We start from the raw sequence: 18975 nt of genomic DNA on the forward strand, positions 1-18975 counted from the left end.
CAGCGTATCGCGAAGACGGCCCCGGATCACGCGGACGCTCACTCCTTGCGCAACAAGGCGCGCGTCCCGAGCAGTTTCCGCGAGGTCAGCAGCACCTTGACGTGCTTGCTGCCGTTCGATTCGAGTTCCTCGACCGCGCGACCGAACTCGTCCAGCGGGAACGTCGCGGTGTGCAGCGGTGACGCGTCCACCTTCCCCGATTCGAGGAGTTCGGCCGCGTCGACGAAGTCCTGCCGGACGTAGTTCCGGCAGGCCACGACGGACAGTTCGCGGGCGTAGAGCGCGCTGTAGTCAAGGGTCAGTTCGTGCCCCGGTTTCGCGGACGCGATTGCCACGTACCGGCCGCCCGGCGCGAGGACCCGCAGCGCCAGCCGAGACGAGTCCTCGGTGCACACCGTGTCGTAGACGAGATCGACCGAATCCGTCCGGTCCCGGAGCCAGCCCTCGAGCGCGGCCCCCGAGCCGGTCGTGAAGTCGCTCATCCCGCACGCCAGGGCAGGCTGCTCCCGTTCGGTGTAGCGATCGACACCGAATACCCGGACGCCTCGGCTCCGGGCCACCAGCGTCGTCGCGAGACCGATCGCACCGGTCCCGATGACCAGCGCGGTGTCCCCCTCGGACGCGCCGCCGCGCCGGACCACATGAACTCCGACGGCAAGCGGTTCCACGAGGGCCCCGAAACGCTCCAGCACCGAGTCGCTCACCGGCACACACTGCGTCTCGGGAACGACGAACTCCTCACTGAAACACCCGCGCGGGTCGGACAGGCCGAACACCCGGATGCTCGGGCAGTTGTTGATCCGGCCGTCGCGGCAGGCGCGGCATCGGCCGCATCCCGTGGTCGGGTAGACCATCACCGGCTGACCGACCGTGAGACTCGTGCCCGGACCCACCCGCGCCACACGTCCCGCGCATTCGTGGCCGAGCACCGTCGGATAGGCGGCGACGGCGTTCCGGCCACGCAGGTGCGACAGGTCGCCGCCGCAGATCCCGGCCGAGTCGAGAGCGACGAGCACCTCCCCCTCGCCGGGCGCCGCGACGTCGCCGTGGTCGAGCCGGTAGTCGTTCGGGCCGTCGACCCGAATACTCAAGACTGACATGTGCTTTCCCTTTCCTCGGAGACAGTGACCGGCATCGTGCCGGCCGCGGCGGACCGGTAGGCGGCGTCGATCACCGCTTGCACGGGCAGCCCGGACCGGGCGACAGACAGCGGCGCCGCGCCGGACGCCCAACTGGTGAAGACGTCGTCGTACAGCGACCGGAACCACGCCGTCATGGACAGCGGGTCCGGGCCGGACGCGTCGACGGACCCGCCGACGACCGGGCGGACGCTGTCGTCGATCTGGACGAGCGAATCCCCCACCAGCCGTATCTGTCCCGCGTCGCCGTAGAGGTGAATCGTCTCGGCTCCGCCCGGCCACGCGGCCGTGCTCGCCGTCACCGACGCCGCATGGGTGCCGTGGTCGATCAGGAGGTGCATCGTGTCCTCGGCCTCGAGCCGGCCTCGGCTGGTGGAAGCCGCGGCCACGACACTGCGCGCCGGGCCGGCCAGCGACAGATACAGGTCGAGGGTGTGGATGGCCTGGGTGATCAGCACTCCGCCGCCGTCGCGGTCCCAGGTCCCGCGTCCGGCCTCGGCGTAGTAGGAGTCGGGGCGCCACAGCGGGACGGTGACGGTCGCCGAGCGGAGGGTGCCGATCGCGCCGTCCGACAGTAGATGCCGGGCGCGACGCGCCGCCTCCTTGTAGCGGTGTTGCAGCGTGACCGCGGCCCGCACACCGGACCGCTCGGCGACGTCGACGATCGCCTGCGCTTCGTGCAACGAGTCCGCCAGCGGTTTGTCGATTACCAGGTTCAGGCCGCGCTCGGCCAGTGCCGACGCGACGGCCAGGTGACTCGACGGCGGTGTGACCACCACCGCCGTGTCGGCGTCCAGGGCTACGGCCGCGTCGAGGCTCGGGAGTATCCGTGCCTCCGGTGCCAGCCGGCGTGCCGCCGCCGCCCGCGTCTCGTCGCGCGTCACCACACCGACCACGTCGGCGCCGACAGCCCGGAGTGCCGTGAGATGCGCGGCGCTCGCGAGTCCGGCGCCGATCACCACGACGCGACGGGTCACGATGCGGCCTCGACGGACGTGCGCGAACCCACGCTCCGGCCGAGGGTCTCGGGAAGCAGGGCGATGCCGATCAGCCCGACCACGCTCAAGCCCATGAGGTAGCTCGCGACGAGCCAGGGCGTTCCGCCCGCGACCGCGACGAGGGCGGTGGCGACCAGCGGGATCGTGCCGCCGACCACGGCGGCCGGGATCTCCCGGGAGATCGCGATGCCGCTCCACCGGATCTTGGTGGGGAACAGTTCGGAGAGCAGCGCACCGCCCGGACCGGATGTCGTGCCCTGGACGAGGCAGATGCCGAGGATCAGCGCCAGTCCGACCATCCACGGTGACCGGGTGTCGAGCATCATGAACATCGGGAACGGAAAGACGATGCCGAAGACGGCGCCGGACAACAGGACCGGCTTGCGGCCGACTTTGTCGGCCAGGCGGCCGAACCCGATGATGACGGGAATGGCGCAGAACTCGGCGACGATCAATCCGATCAGGGCCTGGGTGGAATCGACGCCGAGGGTCTTGGTCACGAACGAGAGCGCGAAGACCTGCATGACGTAGGCCCACGGAATCACGAAGCTGAACAGGGCGAGTCCGCACAGGATCTGCCGCCAGTGGTTGCGGACCGCCTCGACCAGCGGTGCACGGTCGACCTCGCCGTGCTGGGCGGCCTCCTTGAACACGGCGGTCTCGTTCACCTTCAGCCGCAGATAGCCGGCCACCAGGACGATGACGGCGCTGGCCAGGAACGGAATACGCCAGCCCCAGGACAGGAACTGGTCGTCGGGCATCAGCGTGAGCAGCGCGAAGATCATGGTGGCGCCGCCGGTGCCGACGTAGATCGCGGCTCCCGGATAGGCGCTGGAGAGAGCGCGGCGGGAGCTGTCCGTGGATTCGGTGACCATCGTGATCGCCCCGGCGAACTCGGCGCCCGCGCCGGCGCCCTGGAACAGGCGAAGCACGATGAGGAGGATCGGCGCCCAGATGCCAATCGCGTCCGCGGTGGGCAGCGCACCGATCAGCGTCGTCGAGGCGCCCATGACGAGCAGTGTCATGAGGAGCATCGGCTTGCGGCCCAGCCGGTCGCCGAAGTGCGCGAACACCAGCCCACCGATCGGGCGGGCGCCGAGCCCGACGGCGAACGTCCCGAAGGCGGCCATCGTGCCGGCGAGAGATCCCGCCCCGGGGAAGTAGAGCGGCCCGAAGACGAGGGCAGCGGCGAGACCGTAGAGCGTGAAGTCGTACCACTCGATCACGGTTCCCGCCGCGCTCGCCTTGATCACCCGGCGGCGCTGCTGCCCTGCCGACCCGTGCGGCACCGCGGTCGACCGCTCGGTGCCGAGTTCGGTCATGCCCATCGAGAACTCCTGACTGTGAAGGGAAACTGCCGGAACCCGACTACTATGACCCACGTCACCAAATTTGTAAACGCTTTCTCGGCTAAGCGGGTTGATTCCCGTTTCCACAGTTCACAGCAATATGCTCGGCGAATGTCCGCTAGGACCGGTCAGATACCGCTTTCATTCATGGCGGCGGGCCGCGACCGGCCCCGCCGTCAGGCGGGACCCATGTCAGCCGATCGCCAGTGCTCGGGGCGGAGATGGATGGCGACCTGTTCGCCGAGTTCGGCCCGGGCGAAATCGAGGTAGGCGTCGACCTTCTCCGGCGCGAGGTAGCGCTCGGTGACCTCCCGCAGCATGTCGTCGGTTCCCGGGACGGTGCGCGTCACCGCGCCCTCGACGGAGACGTACCGGACGGTGGGGTCGACGCGTTCGACCATCATGGTGAATCGCCCGGCCGCCTCGATGAGGCGCGCCTTCTCCGAACCGGCGCCGGTCAGTACCCACAGATCACCCCCCGGGGCGTACTGATACCAGATCGGGACCGTCAGAGGTCCGCGGTTCTCACCGGCGGAAACCGACAGCGCCGCGATGTGCGGCTCGGACAGGAACTGTTCGCGCTCGGACACAGACAATGGCATGACCTCGACGATAGGAGCCACCACCGACAGATTCCGGGGCCCCGCACCGGCGCGGCGGACCGATTGAATGGAACCTGGCGGTTCGAAACGGTTAGATGGGACCTGAGGTTCCGGACAGTGCAGCGTCGTACGTCGAAGTGAACGGAGACAAAGATGCCAGGCCCAGTCGCGAGATTGGCACCCCAATCAGTCCTCACTCCGCCCAGCCCTGCCTCCCTGTTCCTGGTGCTCGTCGCCGGGGACTCCGACGACGCCCGCACGACGGTGTGCGATGTGATCTCCGGGATCGACGGACCGCTCAAGGCGGTGGGATTCCGCGAACTCGCCGGCTCGCTGTCCTGCGTGGTCGGTATCGGTGCGCAGTTCTGGGACCGCGTGAGCTCGTCGTCCAAGCCGGCGCACCTGCATCCGTTCGTCCCGCTGTCCGGGCCGGTCCACAGCGCGCCCTCCACGCGGGGTGACGTCCTGTTCCACATCAAGGCCGCCCGCAAGGACCTGTGCTTCGAACTGGGCCGCCAGATCGTCTCCGCGCTGGGCTCCGCCGCCACCGTGGTCGACGAGGTGCACGGCTTCCGCTATTTCGACTCCCGCGACCTCCTCGGATTCGTCGACGGCACCGAGAATCCCACCGACGACGACGCCGCGGACGCCGCACTGATCGGCGACGAAGATCCCGACTTCCGGGGCGGCAGTTACGTGATCGTGCAGAAGTACCTGCACGACATGAGCGCGTGGAGCACGCTGAGCACCGAGGAACAGGAACGGGTCATCGGGCGCACCAAGCTCGAGAACGTCGAACTCGACGACGACGTCCAGCCCGTCAATTCGCACGTCACCCTCAACACCATCGTCGACGACGACGGCGTCGAGCACGACATCCTCCGCGACAACATGGCTTTCGGCAGCCTCGGCGAGGCTGAATACGGCACCTACTTCATCGGGTACGCCAAGGATCCCGCCGTCACCGAGCTGATGTTGCGACGCATGTTTCTCGGCGAACCGCCCGGCAACTACGACCGCATCCTCGACTTCTCCACGGCGGCCACCGGCACGTTGTTCTTCGTGCCGAGCCGGGATGTGCTCGAATCGCTCGGCGACGAGCCGGCCGACGCGGAGTCGGCACCCGAAGACCCGGTCGGGCCCGCCGCGGCCGGCCCGTACGACCTGTCCCTGAAAATCGGTGGTCTCAAAGGAGTATCGCAATGAGTGATTCGAGCAATCTGCACCGCAACCTGGCACCCGTCACCGAGGTTGCCTGGCAGCAGATCGGCGAAGAGGCCGCCCGCACGTTCAAGCGGCACGTCGCCGGTCGACGCGTCGTCGACGTCGCGGGACCGTTCGGATACTCCTACTCGGCCCACAACCTCGGCCGGGTCACCCCGATCAAGACGTCGGACAGCAGGATCCGCGCACAGCAGCGGCAGGTGGACCCGCTCGTGGAACTCCGGTTCCCGTTCACCCTCAGCCGCGCCGAGGTCGACGACGTCGCCCGGGGTTCCCTCGATTCCGACTGGCAGCCCGTCAAGGACGCCGCGAAGGCCGTCGCGTTCGCGGAAGACCAGTCGATCTTCCAGGGATTCGACGAGGCGGGCATCCGCGGACTCGGACCGTCCAGCGACAACCCGGTTCTCAGTCTGCCGGAGGATCCGCTGCTCATCCCCGACGCCGTGGCGTCCGCGCTGTCGGCGCTGCGACTCGCCGGTGTCGAGGGACCGTATTCGGTGGTACTCGACGCCGACGCGTACACCGCGGTCAGCGAGACCCGCGACGAGGGACATCCCGTGTTCCACCACCTGCGTGACCTGGTCACCGGCGACATCATCTGGGCACCCGCCATCAGCGGTGGGTACGTGCTGTCCACTCGCGGTGGCGACAACCAGCTGACCCTCGGCACGGACCTGTCGATCGGCTACGACAGCCACACCGCCACCGACGTCACGCTCTACCTCGAAGAGACGTTCACGTTCGCCTCGCTCACCGCGGAGGCTGCGGTCGTCCTCGCACGCTGACCCCCGGCCGGGGTCGTCAACCGCCGAACAGCAGGTACAGCCCACCGAAGGTGTACGTCACCATCGTGAACAGCAGTGCCAGCTGCCCGGTCAGCTGATGACCCCGGGGCAGGAGCCTCACGGATTTGTCGTGTGCCGCAATCACTCCGAGGACGTGCCCCGCGAGGACGCACAGCACCTTGATCGACGCCGTCGCGGCCGGGTGCTCGGACAGCACGTACCAGACCTCCGCGTCGCCGAGTCCCAGCGGGTTCCATCCCCGACCCATCGGGTCGGCCAGCAGGATCACCGTCGCCTGACCCTTCTCCACGAGATACGTCAGGTAGTGGGCGAAGACGTAGCCGATGATGATCGGGATCAGCGAATGCGACAGCAGCCCAGGGAGGGCGGCGCGCTGCTCCGGCCGCAATCCGCCCGCGGCCCGCGAGGCCACCCAGAACGACACCCCGACGAAGCCGATGAACACCAGGAGCCCGGCGGTGCGCGCGAGAGTCGCGCCGATCGGGGAACCGATTCCGTCCACCAGCCGCGCCCACCACGGGAACGCCGAGAAACTGTCGAAGGCCGTGGATCCCAGCAGCGTTGCCATCAACGCGACGGAGCCGGCACGAACGGGCATCGATCCCAGGTGGTCCAGCGGATTGCGCAGCACGATCCGGCCGTCGTGCCGATCCCGGCTCAGTGGAGACAACCGCGACGCCAGCGTGCTGTACACCTCGAACGGATCGCCGCGCTCACACCAGCGCTCGCCGCAGGTGAAGGCCCCGGCCGTCGTGACCACGACGTACATCAGCAGCCAGGTACGCACGGCGGCAACGGAACCCGGGTCGCCGGAGGCGAGCTCGAGCCAGACGAAGGCGAACAGTCCCGCGACCGCGGGCCAGTACGCCCACGAGTTGCGGTACCGCGCAGTGCCTTCCGTCGGGGAGCGCCCGATCACCGCGCACACCGATCGGTGAAGCGTGCGGACCGGGGAGAGCACTCGCCACACCGGTCCGAACGCCAGCGACACCGCGACCAGTCCCACCCAGAGCAGCACGTAGAACACGCCCGGAAGGGCATTCTCCGAGGACTCCGAGGGTCCGAAGAACGCCGCGAGCGCCACCCACACCGCGAACACCAGACCGAACGCCGCCAGCACGTTCCGCGTGATCGGCGCGTCGGCGAACCGCGTCACCCAGCCGGGCAACCGGTGCCCGGGACTGTCCGGGTCCAGCTTCGGTGTGCGCCACGCGAACGCCAGGACCACGAAGGAGACGGTGAGCGCCCAGCTCGCCCCGATCAGCGCATACGTGAACGGGATCGGAAGGTCGGTGGATCCGCCGAGGCCGTGCGCGAGAACAACGGTCATGGACGCACGAGCAGGGTGGCCACCGTCGTACCCGCGTCGTGCAATTCCACCGCCACCTGGCCCGGAACGTCCACGGAGAACTGGGTTTCCTGGGTTCCGGGGTGAATCTCGAACGAATGCTCCGGCACGGCGTGCACGTGCAGTTCGTCGTCGGCGTCGCTCTCGATCCGCACGGTGACGGTCTCCCCCACCGCGGCCTCGATGCGCTCGTTGCTCGGTGTCACCGAACCGCCGTCGATCACGACGTCGATCACGACACCGTCCTCCGTTACCGGCGTGTCGCTGTCGCCTCCACAGCCCGACACCAGGGCGGCGACGACAGCAGGTACCACGACAACTCCGGCCAACCGCCTGATCACCTAATTCTCCTCGTCTTTCTCACTCGGGCCGTGTTTCGCGTTCTCGGCGTTCTCGGCCGCTTCCGCCTTGCGGTCCCGGACCGCCAGGTAGATGACCAGGCCGGCCACCAGGAACGCAGGGACGAACGCGGGAATCGCCAGCAGCACCGAGTGATCGGCGAGGTAGACGACGTCCGGGCCGTTCACCGGATTCATGTCACCGTCACGTCCTCGCGGGTGCCGGTGGCCGCCTGCCCCTGCGTGTACTTGCTGATCCGGCCCGCTCCCCAGGCCAGCGCGGTGATCAGCGCAAGAGTGCACACGAGCACGACCAGCGACGCGGCACCGAACAGCCAGGACGGGTGATCGAAGTTCCGCTCCCGCTGCAGGATGGTGATTTCCGGGACGAAGTCACGGGTCGAGGACGCGACGGCGGGGAGTTCCTCGGCTCCGATGCCCGGATCGCTGGGCAGGTAGATCGGGACGGCCGTCATCGTGCGCCCGTCCTGCACGCGCAGCAACGTCTTCCACGTTCCGTGGACCGGCACCGGTTCGTGTGTCCGGTAGGTGCCGGGCCCGGTGCGTTCGAGTCGGTCGACCGTGAATCCGTTGCCCAGTCCGGTGCCGCCCTGCCAGGACAGAATGGACACCCAGGCGGGATTGTCACTGGCGAGATCGGGTGGGTCGATGCGCACCTCCGCGTCGACCATCCGGCCGCCGTCCGGCGCGGCCTCCGTGAGAGCGATTGTCGCCGTGGCATTGTCCGGGACGGTCGCGACGAGTCCGTTGGCCGTGGCCCCGGCGATCACCACGACCGTGGCGACGACGATGGTGCGGCTGATCGCGGGACGCGGAAGTCCCTCGGATCGGAGCACCCGCCCGAGCAGGGCGCCGCAGGCCCCGGCCGCGATGCCCACGGGCACGGCCATGGCCAGCGCCTCCGGCCATATGCTGGTGGGCCAGGGGTAGATGTACACGGCGTCGATCCACAGCGACTCGAGCCACAGCCCGACCGTCGCGACGAGAAGTCCGCCGACGGCACCGAAGGCCACCCGATTCTTGATCAGCGGTGTCAGGGCGAGCAGCTCGATCAGCACCGCAGCGCCGAGGCACAGTTCGAACACGTTCGTGGGGGCGCCGAGAACCGGTCCCACCATCAGTGCCGTGATCGCACGCACGACGCCGGCCACCGCCACGGCCACGATCGCCGCGAAGGGTCCGAGAACGATGCGCGCCGCCACCAGGGTGAACGCGGCCGCGCCCGCGATCATCATCGGTTGCAGGACGAGGCGGAATTGTTCGACGCCGAAGTCGTATTCGATCTGGAAGACGGACAGGCCGATGAGCAGGCCACCGAACGTGCCGCACCGCAGGAACCAGATCAGCCTGCTGTCCTGCTTCGTGTCACCGGGGGTCGCCATCCGGCCCTCGTAGTCCAGGAGCAGGACGCCGATCAGCGACAGCCCCGCACCGCCGATCAGCATCAGGTGCGTCGGCCCCCACAGCGTGACGTCCTGACCGAAGATCCGGTGCCAGACGTCGTCGAGGGGAAACCCGATGAGGGCGTACAGCCCCGCCCCGGCCACCAGGACGCCGCCGACCGGGACGTACCAGGTGCGGGTGATCTTGATCGCCGCCGGACCGGGTTTCTCGTCGCGCGGCAGGATCATCGCCAGCATCCCGGTGATGAACAGCAGGAAGAGTCCGACGAGGATGAAGTAGTGCGCGGGGTTCGCGAGCGGCCCGTCGTCGCGGCCTCGCCCGATGTGCAGGCTGACGTCCCAGATGAAACCGAAGAACGCCGTCAGGATGGTCCCGACGAACGTCACCAGGGGCAGTGCCACCCACGGGGGCCGGTCGAGCGCGCGCGCCGCCGTGTCGGCGGTCGTCTGCAGCCACGTGATCTTGCGTGTGCGGTGCAGATATGCGATCCACAGCAGACCGACGGTGATGATCGCCGTCGCCACCGAGATTCCGATGATCTGATCGAACGCCGCACCGCCACCCTCTCCGCCCGATTGGGCAAGGATGGGTGAACTCGGAGTAACAGTAACTTGGCTCACGTGGTGATTATGTGCGCCTCGTGCCGAAAACGCCAGACCCTCGACCCGGCACACGGAGGTTCGTAGACAAATCTATTCACATCTGCGATCAGACGTAGATATGGCTAGATTCCTCTAGCGACGCCTCGACCAGCGATAACTGCCACCGCCCGCACGAACAGCCGAGGTACGTGACGACTCCCGTGCTCGTCCGATGCCGAGATACTTCCTGCCAGTCGTGTTCGTGATGCTCGCTCATGCACCCAGCATGATGTAATGGCATTGTGCATCTCAACCCTTACGGCGAATACGCGGTCACACTCGCCGCCGACCTCGCGAATCACCCACCCGACTCGACCGGCGACCTCGTCGACCGATGCGTCGACGCCGGCATCGTCGTCGACTTCCCGGTCACCGACGACGACCTCGCCGACGTGCTCGCGATGCTCGACCGGTGGGCGTCGATCGCGGACACCACCAGCGACGAAGCCCGGGCCGAACAGGTCAACCTCATGCTCACGAAGGCATCCGCCTACCCGCGACTGACCAACCACGCCGGCGACGGCTGGCACCTCCACTACCGTGACGACCAGCAGTCGCTGGCAGGCGTGCTCGAGGCGCTCTTCTCCGTCGGCACCGCACTGCACCTCGTCGGCCGCGGCATGCACCGACTCGGCCGCTGCGCACTCGACGAGTGCACCGCCATCTACGCCGACACGTCCCGCAACGGCCGTCAGCGGTACTGCTCACCGAAGTGCGCGAACCGGGACGCCGTTCGACGCCACCGGGCGCGCTGACCCGTATCGCTCAGTGCGGGAAGTCCTCTCCGGTGAACTCCCGCTTCTCCACGAGCACCAGCCAGTTGCCGGAGTTGTCCCGCATTACCGCCTCGACGCCGTAAGGGCGTTCGGCAGGCGGCTGGGTGAACTCGACGCCCTTGGCGACCAGATCCCTGTACGTCTCGCGACAGTCCGTGGTGGTCAGCCCGAATCCGCCCATCGTCCCCGCGGCCAGCGACCGGCGGATCGCCTCCGCCATGTCGGCGTCGAGCGGCGGCCCGGGCTTCATGAGCGTGACCTCGAGTTCTGGGTGGTCGGGGTGCAGGATCGTCACCCACCGGAACCCGTCGCCCATCGTGACGTCGGTGCCCTCGGCGAAACCGAGCGTGTCGATGTAGAACTTCTTCGCGTCGTCCTGGTCGGTGACCCACAGGGTGACGAGAGAAACGTTGGTGATCATGCGACCAACCTATGTCCGGCGCGACGGCCCGCGCTTCTCGGAAATTGCGGCATTTCGATCGCTCAGCCCGTGCATGAACACATAGCAGCCGGGAATGCGCGGCTCCCCGTGCTCGGCGAACTTCGCCTGATACACCGACGGCGACGCGCCGACCAGCTGGCGGAATTTGGACACTGAACGACCCGAGGCTGGTGTACCCGACGAGGTGGCAGATCTCGGTGACCGTCAGGTTCGCGCTCGCCCGACCGCTGCCATGCCCCCAGTCTGGCAGTGGCTACCGACTCGAGGACAGGAACGCCGTCGACCCGGACAGGTCGCCGGGGCGGTGACTGCGCGATTGCACGAGCCCGCGGCGTTCGAGGATCGGCCGGACCCCTTCGCCGAAGTTGAAGGCCTCTTCGAGGTGCGGGTAGCCGGAGAGGACGAAGTGATCGAGTCCGAGCGCCGCGTACTCGGCGATGCGGTCGGCGACCTCCTCGTGGGAGCCGACCAGCGCGGTGCCTGCGCCGCCGCGGACCAGCCCGACACCGGACCACAGGTTGGGGGCCACCTCGAGGGCGCGCGCTCCGGCGTCCTCGGAGTAGGCGCTTCCCCCGCCGTGCAGTTCACGCATGCGGCGCTGACCTTCGGAACCCGACCGGGCGAGGCTCTGCTGTGCCTGCTCGACCGTCGCCGGGTCGAGGGCGGAGAGCAGGCGGTCGGCCTCGGCCCACGCCTCCTCGGACGTGTCGCGGCTGATCACGTGCAGCCGGATGCCGTAATCGAGCGTGCGGCCCTGGACGTCGGCGAGGTCGCGGATCCAGGCGATCTTCCCGGCGACGGCGCTCGGCGGTTCACCCCAGGTGAGGTAGGTGTCGGCGAACTGGGACGCGACGGTGCCCGCGGCCGGCGACGAACCGCCGAAGAAGATCGGCGGCACCGGGTCGGGGATGCGCTGCAACTGGGCGTTCTCCACCCGGATGTAGTCGCCTGCGTAGTCGACCGGTCCGGTTCCCGCCCACAGCTGACGGATGACGTCGAGGAACTCGCCGCAGCGGGCGTAGCGCTGGTTCTTGTCGAGGTAGTCGCCGTAGGTGCGCTGCTCGTGGTCCTCGCCGCCGGTGACGACGTTGAGCAACAACCGCCCCTGCGACTGCCACTGGAACGTCGCCGCCATCTGCGCGGCCAGCGTGGGACTGAGCAGACCCGGCCGCAGCGCGACCAGAAATTTCAACGTCTCCGTGGTCTCCAGCATCATGGCCGTGGTGAGCCAGGCGTCCTCGCACCACGCGCCGGTGGGCGTCAGCACCGATTCGAAGCCGTTCGACTCCGCCGCCGCGCCGATCTGATTGAGGTACCGCAGCGTGGCGGGACGGTCTCCTGCCATGGAACTCCCGTGACCACCCGCCATCAGGTTGCGGGAATCACCGTAGGTGGGAAGGAACCAGTGGAAATGCAGAGACACGCGCGATCCTCTTGTCGACGACAGATGGGCAGCGCAGGCCAGTTCATCAACGACGAAGCCGGGGCGCGAGGGTTTCGATCACCGTGATTCGGAATCGTGCCCGACCGCAGCGAGCAGGGTTACGGTCGCCGCGCTATGACTACGCTGTCCGACGCCCCGTACGCATCCTCGACCGAGTCCGACCTCGAGCGGCGCAAGCGGCTCCGCACCGTCGTCGCCGCCAGCCTCCTGGGGACGACAGTCGAGTGGTACGACTTCTTCCTCTACGCGACGGCCGCCAGCCTGGTGTTCAACCAGCTGTTCTTCCCCGATCAGAGTTCGTTCGTCGGCACCATGCTGGCGTTCGCCACGTTCGCGGTCGGTTTCGTGGTCCGGCCGATCGGCGGAGTCGTCTTCGGCCACATCGGCGACCGCATCGGACGCAAGAAGACACTCGCGCTCACCATGTTCATCATGGGCATCGCCACCGCTCTGATGGGTGTGCTGCCCACGGCCGCGCAGGTCGGGGTGATCGCGCCGATCCTGCTGCTCCTGCTGCGCATCCTGCAGGGGTTCGCACTGGGCGGTGAATGGGCGGGCGCCGTGCTCCTCGCCGTCGAACACAGTCCCGCGAAGAAGCGCGGCATCTTCGGCAGCATTCCCCAGATCGGCCTGGCGCTGGGCCTGGCCCTGGGCACCGGCGTCTTCGCCGCGTTGCAGGTGATCTTCGACGACGCCCAGTTCCTCTCCTACGGGTGGCGGATCGCCTTCCTGCTCAGCCTGATTCTCGTATTCGTCGGATTCGTGGTCCGGCTGAAGGTCGAGGAGACCCCGGCGTTCCAGGAAGTGCACGACCTCGCGAAGCGCTCCTCCGCTCCGCTGAAGGACGTGTTCCGCGGCCGGGTCCGCCGGGGCACCCTCCTCGGCCTGCTCTCGCGCTGGGGTGAGGGCGCCGCGTTCAATACCTGGGGCGTCTTCGCGATCACGTACGCCACCAAGAATCTGGAGTTCGCGAAGATCCCCGTCCTCCTGGTCGTCACCGTCGCCGCGACGGTCATGGCCGTGCTCCTGCCGTTCTCCGGTCTGCTGGTCGACCGTTACGGCGCCAAGAGGATCTACCTCGTCGGGATCGGGGCCTACGGGCTCGCGGTCTTCCCCGCGTTCGCCTTGTTCGGCACGGAGAATCTCATCCTGTTCGGTGTCGCGATGGTGCTCGTGTTCGGCGTCGTCCACGCCCTCTTCTACGGTGCGCAGGGCACGCTGTACGCGAGCCTGTATCCCACCGAGATCCGCTACACCGGCCTGTCCGTCGTGTACCAGTTCTCCGGAATCTACGCATCGGGCATCACGCCGATGATCCTCACCGCCCTGATCGCCGTCGCAGGCGGAACTCCCTGGCTGGCCTGCGGATACCTCGTCGCCACCTCGGTCGTCAGCGTGGTGGCGACGGCCCTGATCCGAAAGCAGGACCTCTACCTCTGAGACCGCAGAACTCTCCGAACGGGCTCTGACAGCCGAGATCGATACACTGGTGTATCCGATACGCTAGTGTATCGACGGCTGCTGTCGACCCGATCGGAGGAGGGCCCATGCCGACGTCGCCGGCGCGCTCCCCCGAGCCTGCCACCGACACACCCCGCCGGGTGACGAAACGGCGAGGCCAGACTCGCAGGCGTCTGCTCGACGCCGCAGTCGAGGTGTTCGCGGAGAACGGCTTCGGACGGTCGACGGTCGAGCAGATCTGCGAACGCGGTGGTTACACCCGCGGCGCCTTCTACTCCAACTTCGCATCGCTGGACGAGATGTTCTTCGCCATGTGGGAACAGCGCTCCAGCGCGATGCTCGCACAGATCCGGCTCGCCGCCGACTCGTCCAGCATCGACCTCTCCGGGCTCACGGCCGCCGAAAAGCTGCGCGCCGGCACCGAACTGGTGCTCGGAGTCGTCCCCGTCGACGACCAGTGGTACCGGATCAACGCGGAATTCACCGCCCACGCCCTGCGCAACCCGTCGCTGAAGAAGGCCCTCGCAGCACGTGAGGACACGATTCTGGCGACCATCGTGCCGATCCTCGAGAAGGCGCTGCACCGGCTCGGGCGCCGCGTCGTCGGCGATCCGCGGGTGCTCGGCCGCGCGCTCGTGGCCCTGCACGACGGCACGAGCGTCCAGTGCCTCATCGAGGACGACGATGCGTCCGCCCGGGAACTACGTCTCGAATTGTTCACCCACGTCGTGGCCGCGTACACCGAACCCGACACCACCCACACCCACACACACCGGAAAGAGGGGTCCTCGTGACCGAACAGGCTGATGTGATCGTCGTCGGCGCCGGACTGGCCGGACTCGTCGCCACCTACGAGATGGTCAAGGCGGGCCGGAAGGTCCTCGTCGTCGACCAGGAGAGTTCCGCGAATCTCGGCGGGCAGGCCTTCTGGTCGCTCGGCGGCCTGTTCCTCGTCGACAGCCCCGAACAGCGGCGCCTCGGCATCAAGGACTCGTACGAACTGGCGATCCAGGACTGGATGGGCACCGCGGCCTTCGATCGAGCCCGCGAAGACCAGTGGCCGCGGCTGTGGGCCCAGGCGTACGTCGAGTTCGCGGCAGGCGAGAAGCGGCAGTACCTCCACGACCTCGGGCTGCGGTTGATGCCGAACGTCGGGTGGGCCGAACGCGGACGCGGATCCGCTCTCGGACAGGGTAATTCCGTTCCGCGCTTCCACATCACCTGGGGTACCGGACCGGGGGTCGTCGAAGTTTTCCTCACCCGCGTGATGGCCGCGTCGAAGCGGGGCCTCGTCACGTTCAAGCATCGTCACCAGGTCGACGAGATCGTCGTCACCGACGGCGCCGCCACCGGCGTGCGCGGCACCGTCCTCGAACCGTCCACCGAAGCACGCGGTGTGAAGAGTTCGCGGACCCCGGTCGGAGAATTCGAATTCGCCGCGCAGGCCGTGGTCGTCACGTCCGGCGGCATCGGCGGCAATCCCGAACTGGTCAAGAAGAATTGGCCCGCGCGCCTCGGCAAGGCTCCCGAGAACATGCTCGCCGGCGTCCCCGCGCACGTCGACGGCCGCATGCTCGAGATCACCGAGAACGCGGGCGGCAACATCGTGAACCGCGACCGGATGTGGCACTACACCGAGGGGATCCAGAACTGGGACCCGATCTGGCCGAACCACGGCATCCGCATCATCCCCGGACCGTCGTCGATGTGGTTCGACGGCAACGGCAAACGCCTGCCCAGCCCCAACTTCCCCGGTTTCGACACCATGGGAACCCTCGACCACATCATGAACAGCGGCCACCACCACACGTGGTTCGTCCTCGACCAGAAGATCATCGAGAAGGAGTTCGCGCTGTCGGGCTCCGAGCAGAACCCCGACATCACCGGCCGCGATTTCAAGCTGCTCGCCGAACGCCTCAAGAAGGGCGCGCCCGGTCCCGTCGAGGCGTTCAAACAGCACGGTGCGGACTTCGTCGTCCGCGACAATCTCCGTGACCTCGTCGACGGCATGAATGCCCTCACCCCCGAGGCACCGCTGAAGTACGAGGACCTCGAACGTGAAATCGTGGCCCGCGACAGGGAGGTGAAGAACAGCTACACCAAGGATTTCCAGATCATGGCGATCCACAATGCACGTAACCTGCTGGCCGACAAGATCACCCGCGTCGTGAGCCCCCACGAACTGCTCGACCCCAAGAACGGTCCCCTGATCGCGGTCCGGCTGCACCTGCTGACCCGCAAGACCCTCGGCGGCCTCGAAACCAACCTGGACTCGCAGGTGATCAGGCCCGACGGCACACCGTTCGAGGGTCTCTACGCCGCCGGTGAGGTCGCCGGATTCGGCGGCGGCGGCGTCCACGGGTACAGCGCACTCGAGGGCACCTTCCTCGGCGGCTGCATCTTCTCCGGCCGGGCCGCGGGTCGCGCGCTGGCCCGGCACCTGTAGGCGGCTCCGCCACCCGTGTGCGGTTGACGAGTCCCTGGGCTCGTTAACCACTCACGGGCGCGAGCCTCTCGGAAGCCTCGAGTTCGCGGACCAGCGGCAGGACGTTGGCGCCGAAGTATTCGATCTCCTCCTGGAAGTGCAGGAATCCGCCCAGGATGAGGTCGACTCCGCGGCGGCGGTATTCGACGATGCGCTCGGCGATCTGCTCCGGCGTCCCGATCAGCTGGGAGCGGAATCCGTCGTTGTACTGGACGAGATCCTCGAACGTGGAGTCGGCCCACATTCCCGACTTGTCGGCGGTGGACGCGCCTGCCTGCTGGACGGCGGACCTGAATCCCTCGACCGCGGGCTTGTTCGCCTTCTCGATGATTTCGCGGAGGGTGTCGCGTGCTTCCTTCTCGGTGTCGCGGGCGATGATGAATCCGTTGAGCCCGAACTTCACTTCCCGGTTGTGCTCGCGCGCCACCTTCCGCACGTCGACGATCTGTTCGGTGACGCCGTCGTAGTCCTTGCCGTTGCTGAAGTACCAGTCGGAGTACCGGCCCGCGTTCTGCCGTGCGGCGGCGGAGTTGCCGCCCTGGAACAGTTCGGGGTTCGGACGGTCGGGCGTGTTCAGCGGCTTCGGCTTGAGGGTGAAGTCGTGGATGCGGTAGAAGTCGCCACGGAAGTCGACGTCGTCCTCGGTCCAGATCTTGCGGAGCACCTGCAGGAACTCGGCGCTGCGCCGGTACCGCTCGTCGTGCTCGAGCCACGGCTCCCCGAGGTGGGTGAACTCGTCCTTGAACCAGCCGCTCACGACGTTGACGGCGAACCGGCCGTTCGACAGGTGGTCGGCCGTGGCCCCCAGTTTCGCCAGCACCGCGGGCTGCCACAGACCCGGGTGGACGGCAGCGATCACCTTCAACCGTTCGGTGGCCAGCAGCAGTGCGAGGCTGAAGCTGGTCGACTCGTGCTGGAACTCGGCCCCGTAGCTGGCCTCGTACCGGACCTGGCTGAGCGCGTACTCGAAACCGTTGTTCTCGGCGGTCTGGGCGAGCTTCTTGTTGTACTCGTAATCCCAGCTGGTCCGCTGTTCGATGTCGGACGTGACGAGCCCGCCACTGACGTTGGGCACCCAGTAGGCGAACTTGATCTGCTCAGCGATGTGTTCGGTTGACATACCCAGCATGCAACCCGCCTGCCCTGCTCACGCCCACCCTTCCAATCAGCGCGCGTCCAACCCTTCACCCGGCTCGCGGGTCCGTGTGAGGTTCGACGGCATGACAGCAGTACAGGGAGGTCAGGGATGACCGCCGTCCAGAGCGCCCACCGCATCAGTGACGAGGCCGAAGCCCTCGCCGTCGCTGACGAGCTCGCCGCACAGTTCGCCGAGGAGGCGGCAGGCCGCGATGCCCGCCGGCAACTCCCCTACCAACAGGTAGGCGCTCTCGCCGCGTCCGGACTGCTCGCACTCGGCGTTCCCCGCGAGCACGGCGGCATCGACGCGCGGACCGAAACCCTCGCCGAAGTCTTCCGCCTTCTCGCCGAGGGCGATCCGAGCATCGCGCAGATCCCGCACAGCCACTACACATTCCTCGAGGTGCTGCGCCACCAGGGCACGCCCGCGCAGCAGGAATTCTTCTACTCCGAGGTGCTCGCGGGGCGCCGGTTCGCCAACGCCCAGAGCGAGCGCGGAACCAAGACGATCGATATCGACGCCACGACGCTCACCGAGCAGGGCGGCGACTTCGTCGTCGACGGTCGCAAGTTCTACAGCACGGGCGCCCTGTTCGCCGACTGGATCGCGGTACGGGCCACCCTTCCGGGGACGACGACTCCGACGGGGACGCCCGCGAAGGCCGTCGCCTATCTGCCGCGCACCGCCGCCGGACTGTCGATCGTCGACGACTGGGACGGCATGGGGCAGAAGACCACGGCGAGCGGAACCGTCACCCTGGACGCTGTCCGGGTGCCCGCGTTCCACGTCGTGCCGTTCTCCCCCATCTTCGACGCACCCACCACGTACGGGTCGCAGGCCCAGATCCTGCACGCCGCCATCGACGCCGGGATCGCCGCAGCGGCCCTGAACGAGGGCGTGCGCTCCGCGCGTCAGGCAAGGCCCTATTTCGAGGCGGGCGTCACCGACGCCGTCGACGATCCCCTGCTGATCCAACTGGCCGGTGAGGCGGCGGTCAGCGTCCGGTCCGCGACGGCACTCCTCCGGGAGGGTGCGCGCAGCATCGACGCAGCGCGGCGCGACCTCAACGAGCAGAGCGCCGCGGTCGCCTCGATCGACGCCGCCGCAGCCAAGGTCGCCGCCGCCCGCGCGTCACTCGAGGCGTCGAGCGTGCTGTTCGAACTGGGCGGCACCCGCAGTGCATCGGAAACGTCCAACCTGTCGCGGTACTGGCGCGACGCCCGCACCCACACCCTGCACGACCCCACGCGGTGGAAGATCCAGCACATCGGCCGGTGGACACTGTCGGGCACCGTCCCACCCCGCCACGGCCTGCTGTAGGCCCTCCGGGCCTGTGCGCCTTTCTGGTTGCGGGAGCTA

18 protein-coding genes and 1 pseudogene are annotated in these 18975 nt (G+C 67.8%); 7 read left to right on the top strand and 12 right to left on the bottom strand.

What is annotated here, in order from left to right; all coding sequences use genetic code 11:
• Nucleotides 1–38 precede the first annotated feature (38 nt).
• The 4 genes from ACNJ7E_RS09520 to ACNJ7E_RS09535 all read right to left on the bottom strand — a co-directional run bounded on the left by ACNJ7E_RS09520 (nt 39) and on the right by ACNJ7E_RS09535 (nt 4088).
• Nucleotides 39–1091 carry an alcohol dehydrogenase catalytic domain-containing protein gene (locus tag ACNJ7E_RS09520; protein WP_418339760.1) on the bottom strand — a complete coding sequence of 351 codons (1053 nt, stop codon included), beginning with the start codon at nt 1089–1091 and terminating at the stop codon, nt 39–41.
• Complete coding sequence (locus ACNJ7E_RS09525; protein WP_418339695.1) at nt 1088–2116, bottom strand: Gfo/Idh/MocA family protein; 1029 nt, start codon at nt 2114–2116, stop codon at nt 1088–1090. The genes ACNJ7E_RS09520 and ACNJ7E_RS09525 overlap by 4 nt, the downstream gene beginning before the upstream one ends.
• Nucleotides 2113–3465, bottom strand: a complete 1353-nt coding sequence (locus ACNJ7E_RS09530; protein WP_280780483.1) for an MFS transporter — start codon at nt 3463–3465, stop codon at nt 2113–2115. The genes ACNJ7E_RS09525 and ACNJ7E_RS09530 overlap by 4 nt, the downstream gene beginning before the upstream one ends.
• A gap of 197 nt (nt 3466–3662) precedes the next feature.
• Complete coding sequence (locus ACNJ7E_RS09535) at nt 3663–4088, bottom strand: pyridoxamine 5'-phosphate oxidase family protein (protein WP_005251302.1); 426 nt, start codon at nt 4086–4088, stop codon at nt 3663–3665.
• A gap of 153 nt (nt 4089–4241) precedes the next feature.
• Here ACNJ7E_RS09535 and ACNJ7E_RS09540 point away from each other — a divergent pair, with 153 nt between their 5' ends.
• Nucleotides 4242–5294, top strand: a complete 1053-nt coding sequence (locus ACNJ7E_RS09540) for a Dyp-type peroxidase (RefSeq protein WP_418339696.1) — start codon at nt 4242–4244, stop codon at nt 5292–5294.
• Nucleotides 5291–6097: a family 1 encapsulin nanocompartment shell protein gene (locus ACNJ7E_RS09545; protein WP_005251300.1), complete on the top strand. Its 807-nt coding sequence runs from the start codon at nt 5291–5293 to the stop codon at nt 6095–6097. Before ACNJ7E_RS09540 ends, ACNJ7E_RS09545 begins: the two co-directional genes overlap by 4 nt.
• Before the next feature lie 16 nt (nt 6098–6113).
• On the opposite strand, the gene ACNJ7E_RS09550 is transcribed toward ACNJ7E_RS09545, so the two are convergent.
• From ACNJ7E_RS09550 to ACNJ7E_RS09565, 4 genes are read right to left on the bottom strand one after another with little or no spacing between them, the layout of a single operon-like run.
• On the bottom strand, nt 6114–7448 hold the full coding sequence (locus ACNJ7E_RS09550) for a hypothetical protein (protein ID WP_418339697.1): 1335 nt from the start codon (nt 7446–7448) through the stop codon (nt 6114–6116).
• Nucleotides 7445–7807, bottom strand: coding sequence for a hypothetical protein (locus ACNJ7E_RS09555; RefSeq protein ID WP_418339698.1), 363 nt, complete (start codon nt 7805–7807; stop codon nt 7445–7447). The genes ACNJ7E_RS09550 and ACNJ7E_RS09555 overlap by 4 nt, the downstream gene beginning before the upstream one ends.
• A complete protein-coding gene (locus ACNJ7E_RS09560; protein ID WP_280780487.1) occupies nt 7808–8002 on the bottom strand; it encodes a hypothetical protein in 195 nt (64 codons plus the stop codon). It lies immediately after the preceding gene.
• Nucleotides 7999–9849, bottom strand: coding sequence for a hypothetical protein (locus tag ACNJ7E_RS09565; RefSeq protein WP_280780488.1), 1851 nt, complete (start codon nt 9847–9849; stop codon nt 7999–8001). Before ACNJ7E_RS09565 ends, ACNJ7E_RS09560 begins: the two co-directional genes overlap by 4 nt.
• A gap of 263 nt (nt 9850–10112) precedes the next feature.
• Here ACNJ7E_RS09565 and ACNJ7E_RS09570 point away from each other — a divergent pair, with 263 nt between their 5' ends.
• Nucleotides 10113–10625 (top strand): CGNR zinc finger domain-containing protein, encoded by a 513-nt coding sequence (locus tag ACNJ7E_RS09570; RefSeq protein WP_005258835.1) that lies wholly within the window; start codon nt 10113–10115, stop codon nt 10623–10625.
• Nucleotides 10626–10635: 10 nt separating this feature from the next.
• On the opposite strand, the gene ACNJ7E_RS09575 is transcribed toward ACNJ7E_RS09570, so the two are convergent.
• The 3 genes and pseudogenes from ACNJ7E_RS09575 to ACNJ7E_RS09585 all read right to left on the bottom strand — a co-directional run bounded on the left by ACNJ7E_RS09575 (nt 10636) and on the right by ACNJ7E_RS09585 (nt 12511).
• Nucleotides 10636–11067: a VOC family protein gene (locus tag ACNJ7E_RS09575; RefSeq protein ID WP_418339699.1), complete on the bottom strand. Its 432-nt coding sequence runs from the start codon at nt 11065–11067 to the stop codon at nt 10636–10638.
• Between the two features lie 9 nt (nt 11068–11076).
• Nucleotides 11077–11305, bottom strand: a pseudogene (locus ACNJ7E_RS09580) (AraC family transcriptional regulator); the annotation flags it as partial.
• A 36-nt stretch (nt 11306–11341) separates the two neighbouring features.
• Complete coding sequence (locus tag ACNJ7E_RS09585) at nt 11342–12511, bottom strand: LLM class flavin-dependent oxidoreductase (RefSeq protein ID WP_418339700.1); 1170 nt, start codon at nt 12509–12511, stop codon at nt 11342–11344.
• Nucleotides 12512–12646: 135 nt separating this feature from the next.
• On the opposite strand from ACNJ7E_RS09585, the gene ACNJ7E_RS09590 reads away from it, so the two are divergent.
• From ACNJ7E_RS09590 to ACNJ7E_RS09600, 3 genes are all read left to right on the top strand, one after another.
• Nucleotides 12647–13972 (top strand): MFS transporter, encoded by a 1326-nt coding sequence (locus ACNJ7E_RS09590; RefSeq protein ID WP_280780493.1) that lies wholly within the window; start codon nt 12647–12649, stop codon nt 13970–13972.
• A gap of 107 nt (nt 13973–14079) precedes the next feature.
• Nucleotides 14080–14787, top strand: coding sequence for a TetR/AcrR family transcriptional regulator (locus tag ACNJ7E_RS09595; protein WP_418339701.1), 708 nt, complete (start codon nt 14080–14082; stop codon nt 14785–14787).
• Entirely contained in the window at nt 14784–16439 is a 1656-nt protein-coding gene (locus tag ACNJ7E_RS09600; RefSeq protein WP_280780495.1) for an FAD-binding dehydrogenase, read from the top strand. The genes ACNJ7E_RS09595 and ACNJ7E_RS09600 overlap by 4 nt, the downstream gene beginning before the upstream one ends.
• Nucleotides 16440–16482: 43 nt before the next feature.
• On the opposite strand, the gene sfnG is transcribed toward ACNJ7E_RS09600, so the two are convergent.
• Entirely contained in the window at nt 16483–17598 is a 1116-nt protein-coding gene (gene sfnG / locus ACNJ7E_RS09605) for a dimethylsulfone monooxygenase SfnG (protein ID WP_105415672.1), read from the bottom strand.
• A gap of 126 nt (nt 17599–17724) precedes the next feature.
• Here sfnG and ACNJ7E_RS09610 point away from each other — a divergent pair, with 126 nt between their 5' ends.
• Nucleotides 17725–18936, top strand: a complete 1212-nt coding sequence (locus ACNJ7E_RS09610; RefSeq protein ID WP_418339702.1) for an SfnB family sulfur acquisition oxidoreductase — start codon at nt 17725–17727, stop codon at nt 18934–18936.
• Nucleotides 18937–18975: the final 39 nt, after the last annotated feature.

The sequence above is a fragment of the Rhodococcus mengyinensis genome (assembly GCF_048381435.1).
Taxonomy (GTDB): Bacteria; Actinomycetota; Actinomycetes; order Mycobacteriales; family Mycobacteriaceae; genus Rhodococcus_F; species Rhodococcus_F opacus_D.

Coding starts and splice junctions, on each gene's coding strand:
- ACNJ7E_RS09595 (WP_418339701.1), top strand. CDS start 14,080: ATGCCGACGTCGCCGGCGCGCTCCCCCGAGCCTGCCACCGACACACCC.
- ACNJ7E_RS09540 (WP_418339696.1), top strand. CDS start 4,242: ATGCCAGGCCCAGTCGCGAGATTGGCACCCCAATCAGTCCTCACTCCG.
- ACNJ7E_RS09530 (WP_280780483.1), bottom strand. CDS start 3,465: ATGGGCATGACCGAACTCGGCACCGAGCGGTCGACCGCGGTGCCGCAC.
- sfnG (WP_105415672.1), bottom strand. CDS start 17,598: ATGTCAACCGAACACATCGCTGAGCAGATCAAGTTCGCCTACTGGGTG.
- ACNJ7E_RS09550 (WP_418339697.1), bottom strand. CDS start 7,448: ATGACCGTTGTTCTCGCGCACGGCCTCGGCGGATCCACCGACCTTCCG.
- ACNJ7E_RS09545 (WP_005251300.1), top strand. CDS start 5,291: ATGAGTGATTCGAGCAATCTGCACCGCAACCTGGCACCCGTCACCGAG.
- ACNJ7E_RS09560 (WP_280780487.1), bottom strand. CDS start 8,002: ATGAATCCGGTGAACGGCCCGGACGTCGTCTACCTCGCCGATCACTCG.
- ACNJ7E_RS09590 (WP_280780493.1), top strand. CDS start 12,647: ATGACTACGCTGTCCGACGCCCCGTACGCATCCTCGACCGAGTCCGAC.
- ACNJ7E_RS09575 (WP_418339699.1), bottom strand. CDS start 11,067: ATGATCACCAACGTTTCTCTCGTCACCCTGTGGGTCACCGACCAGGAC.
- ACNJ7E_RS09535 (WP_005251302.1), bottom strand. CDS start 4,088: ATGCCATTGTCTGTGTCCGAGCGCGAACAGTTCCTGTCCGAGCCGCAC.
- ACNJ7E_RS09610 (WP_418339702.1), top strand. CDS start 17,725: ATGACCGCCGTCCAGAGCGCCCACCGCATCAGTGACGAGGCCGAAGCC.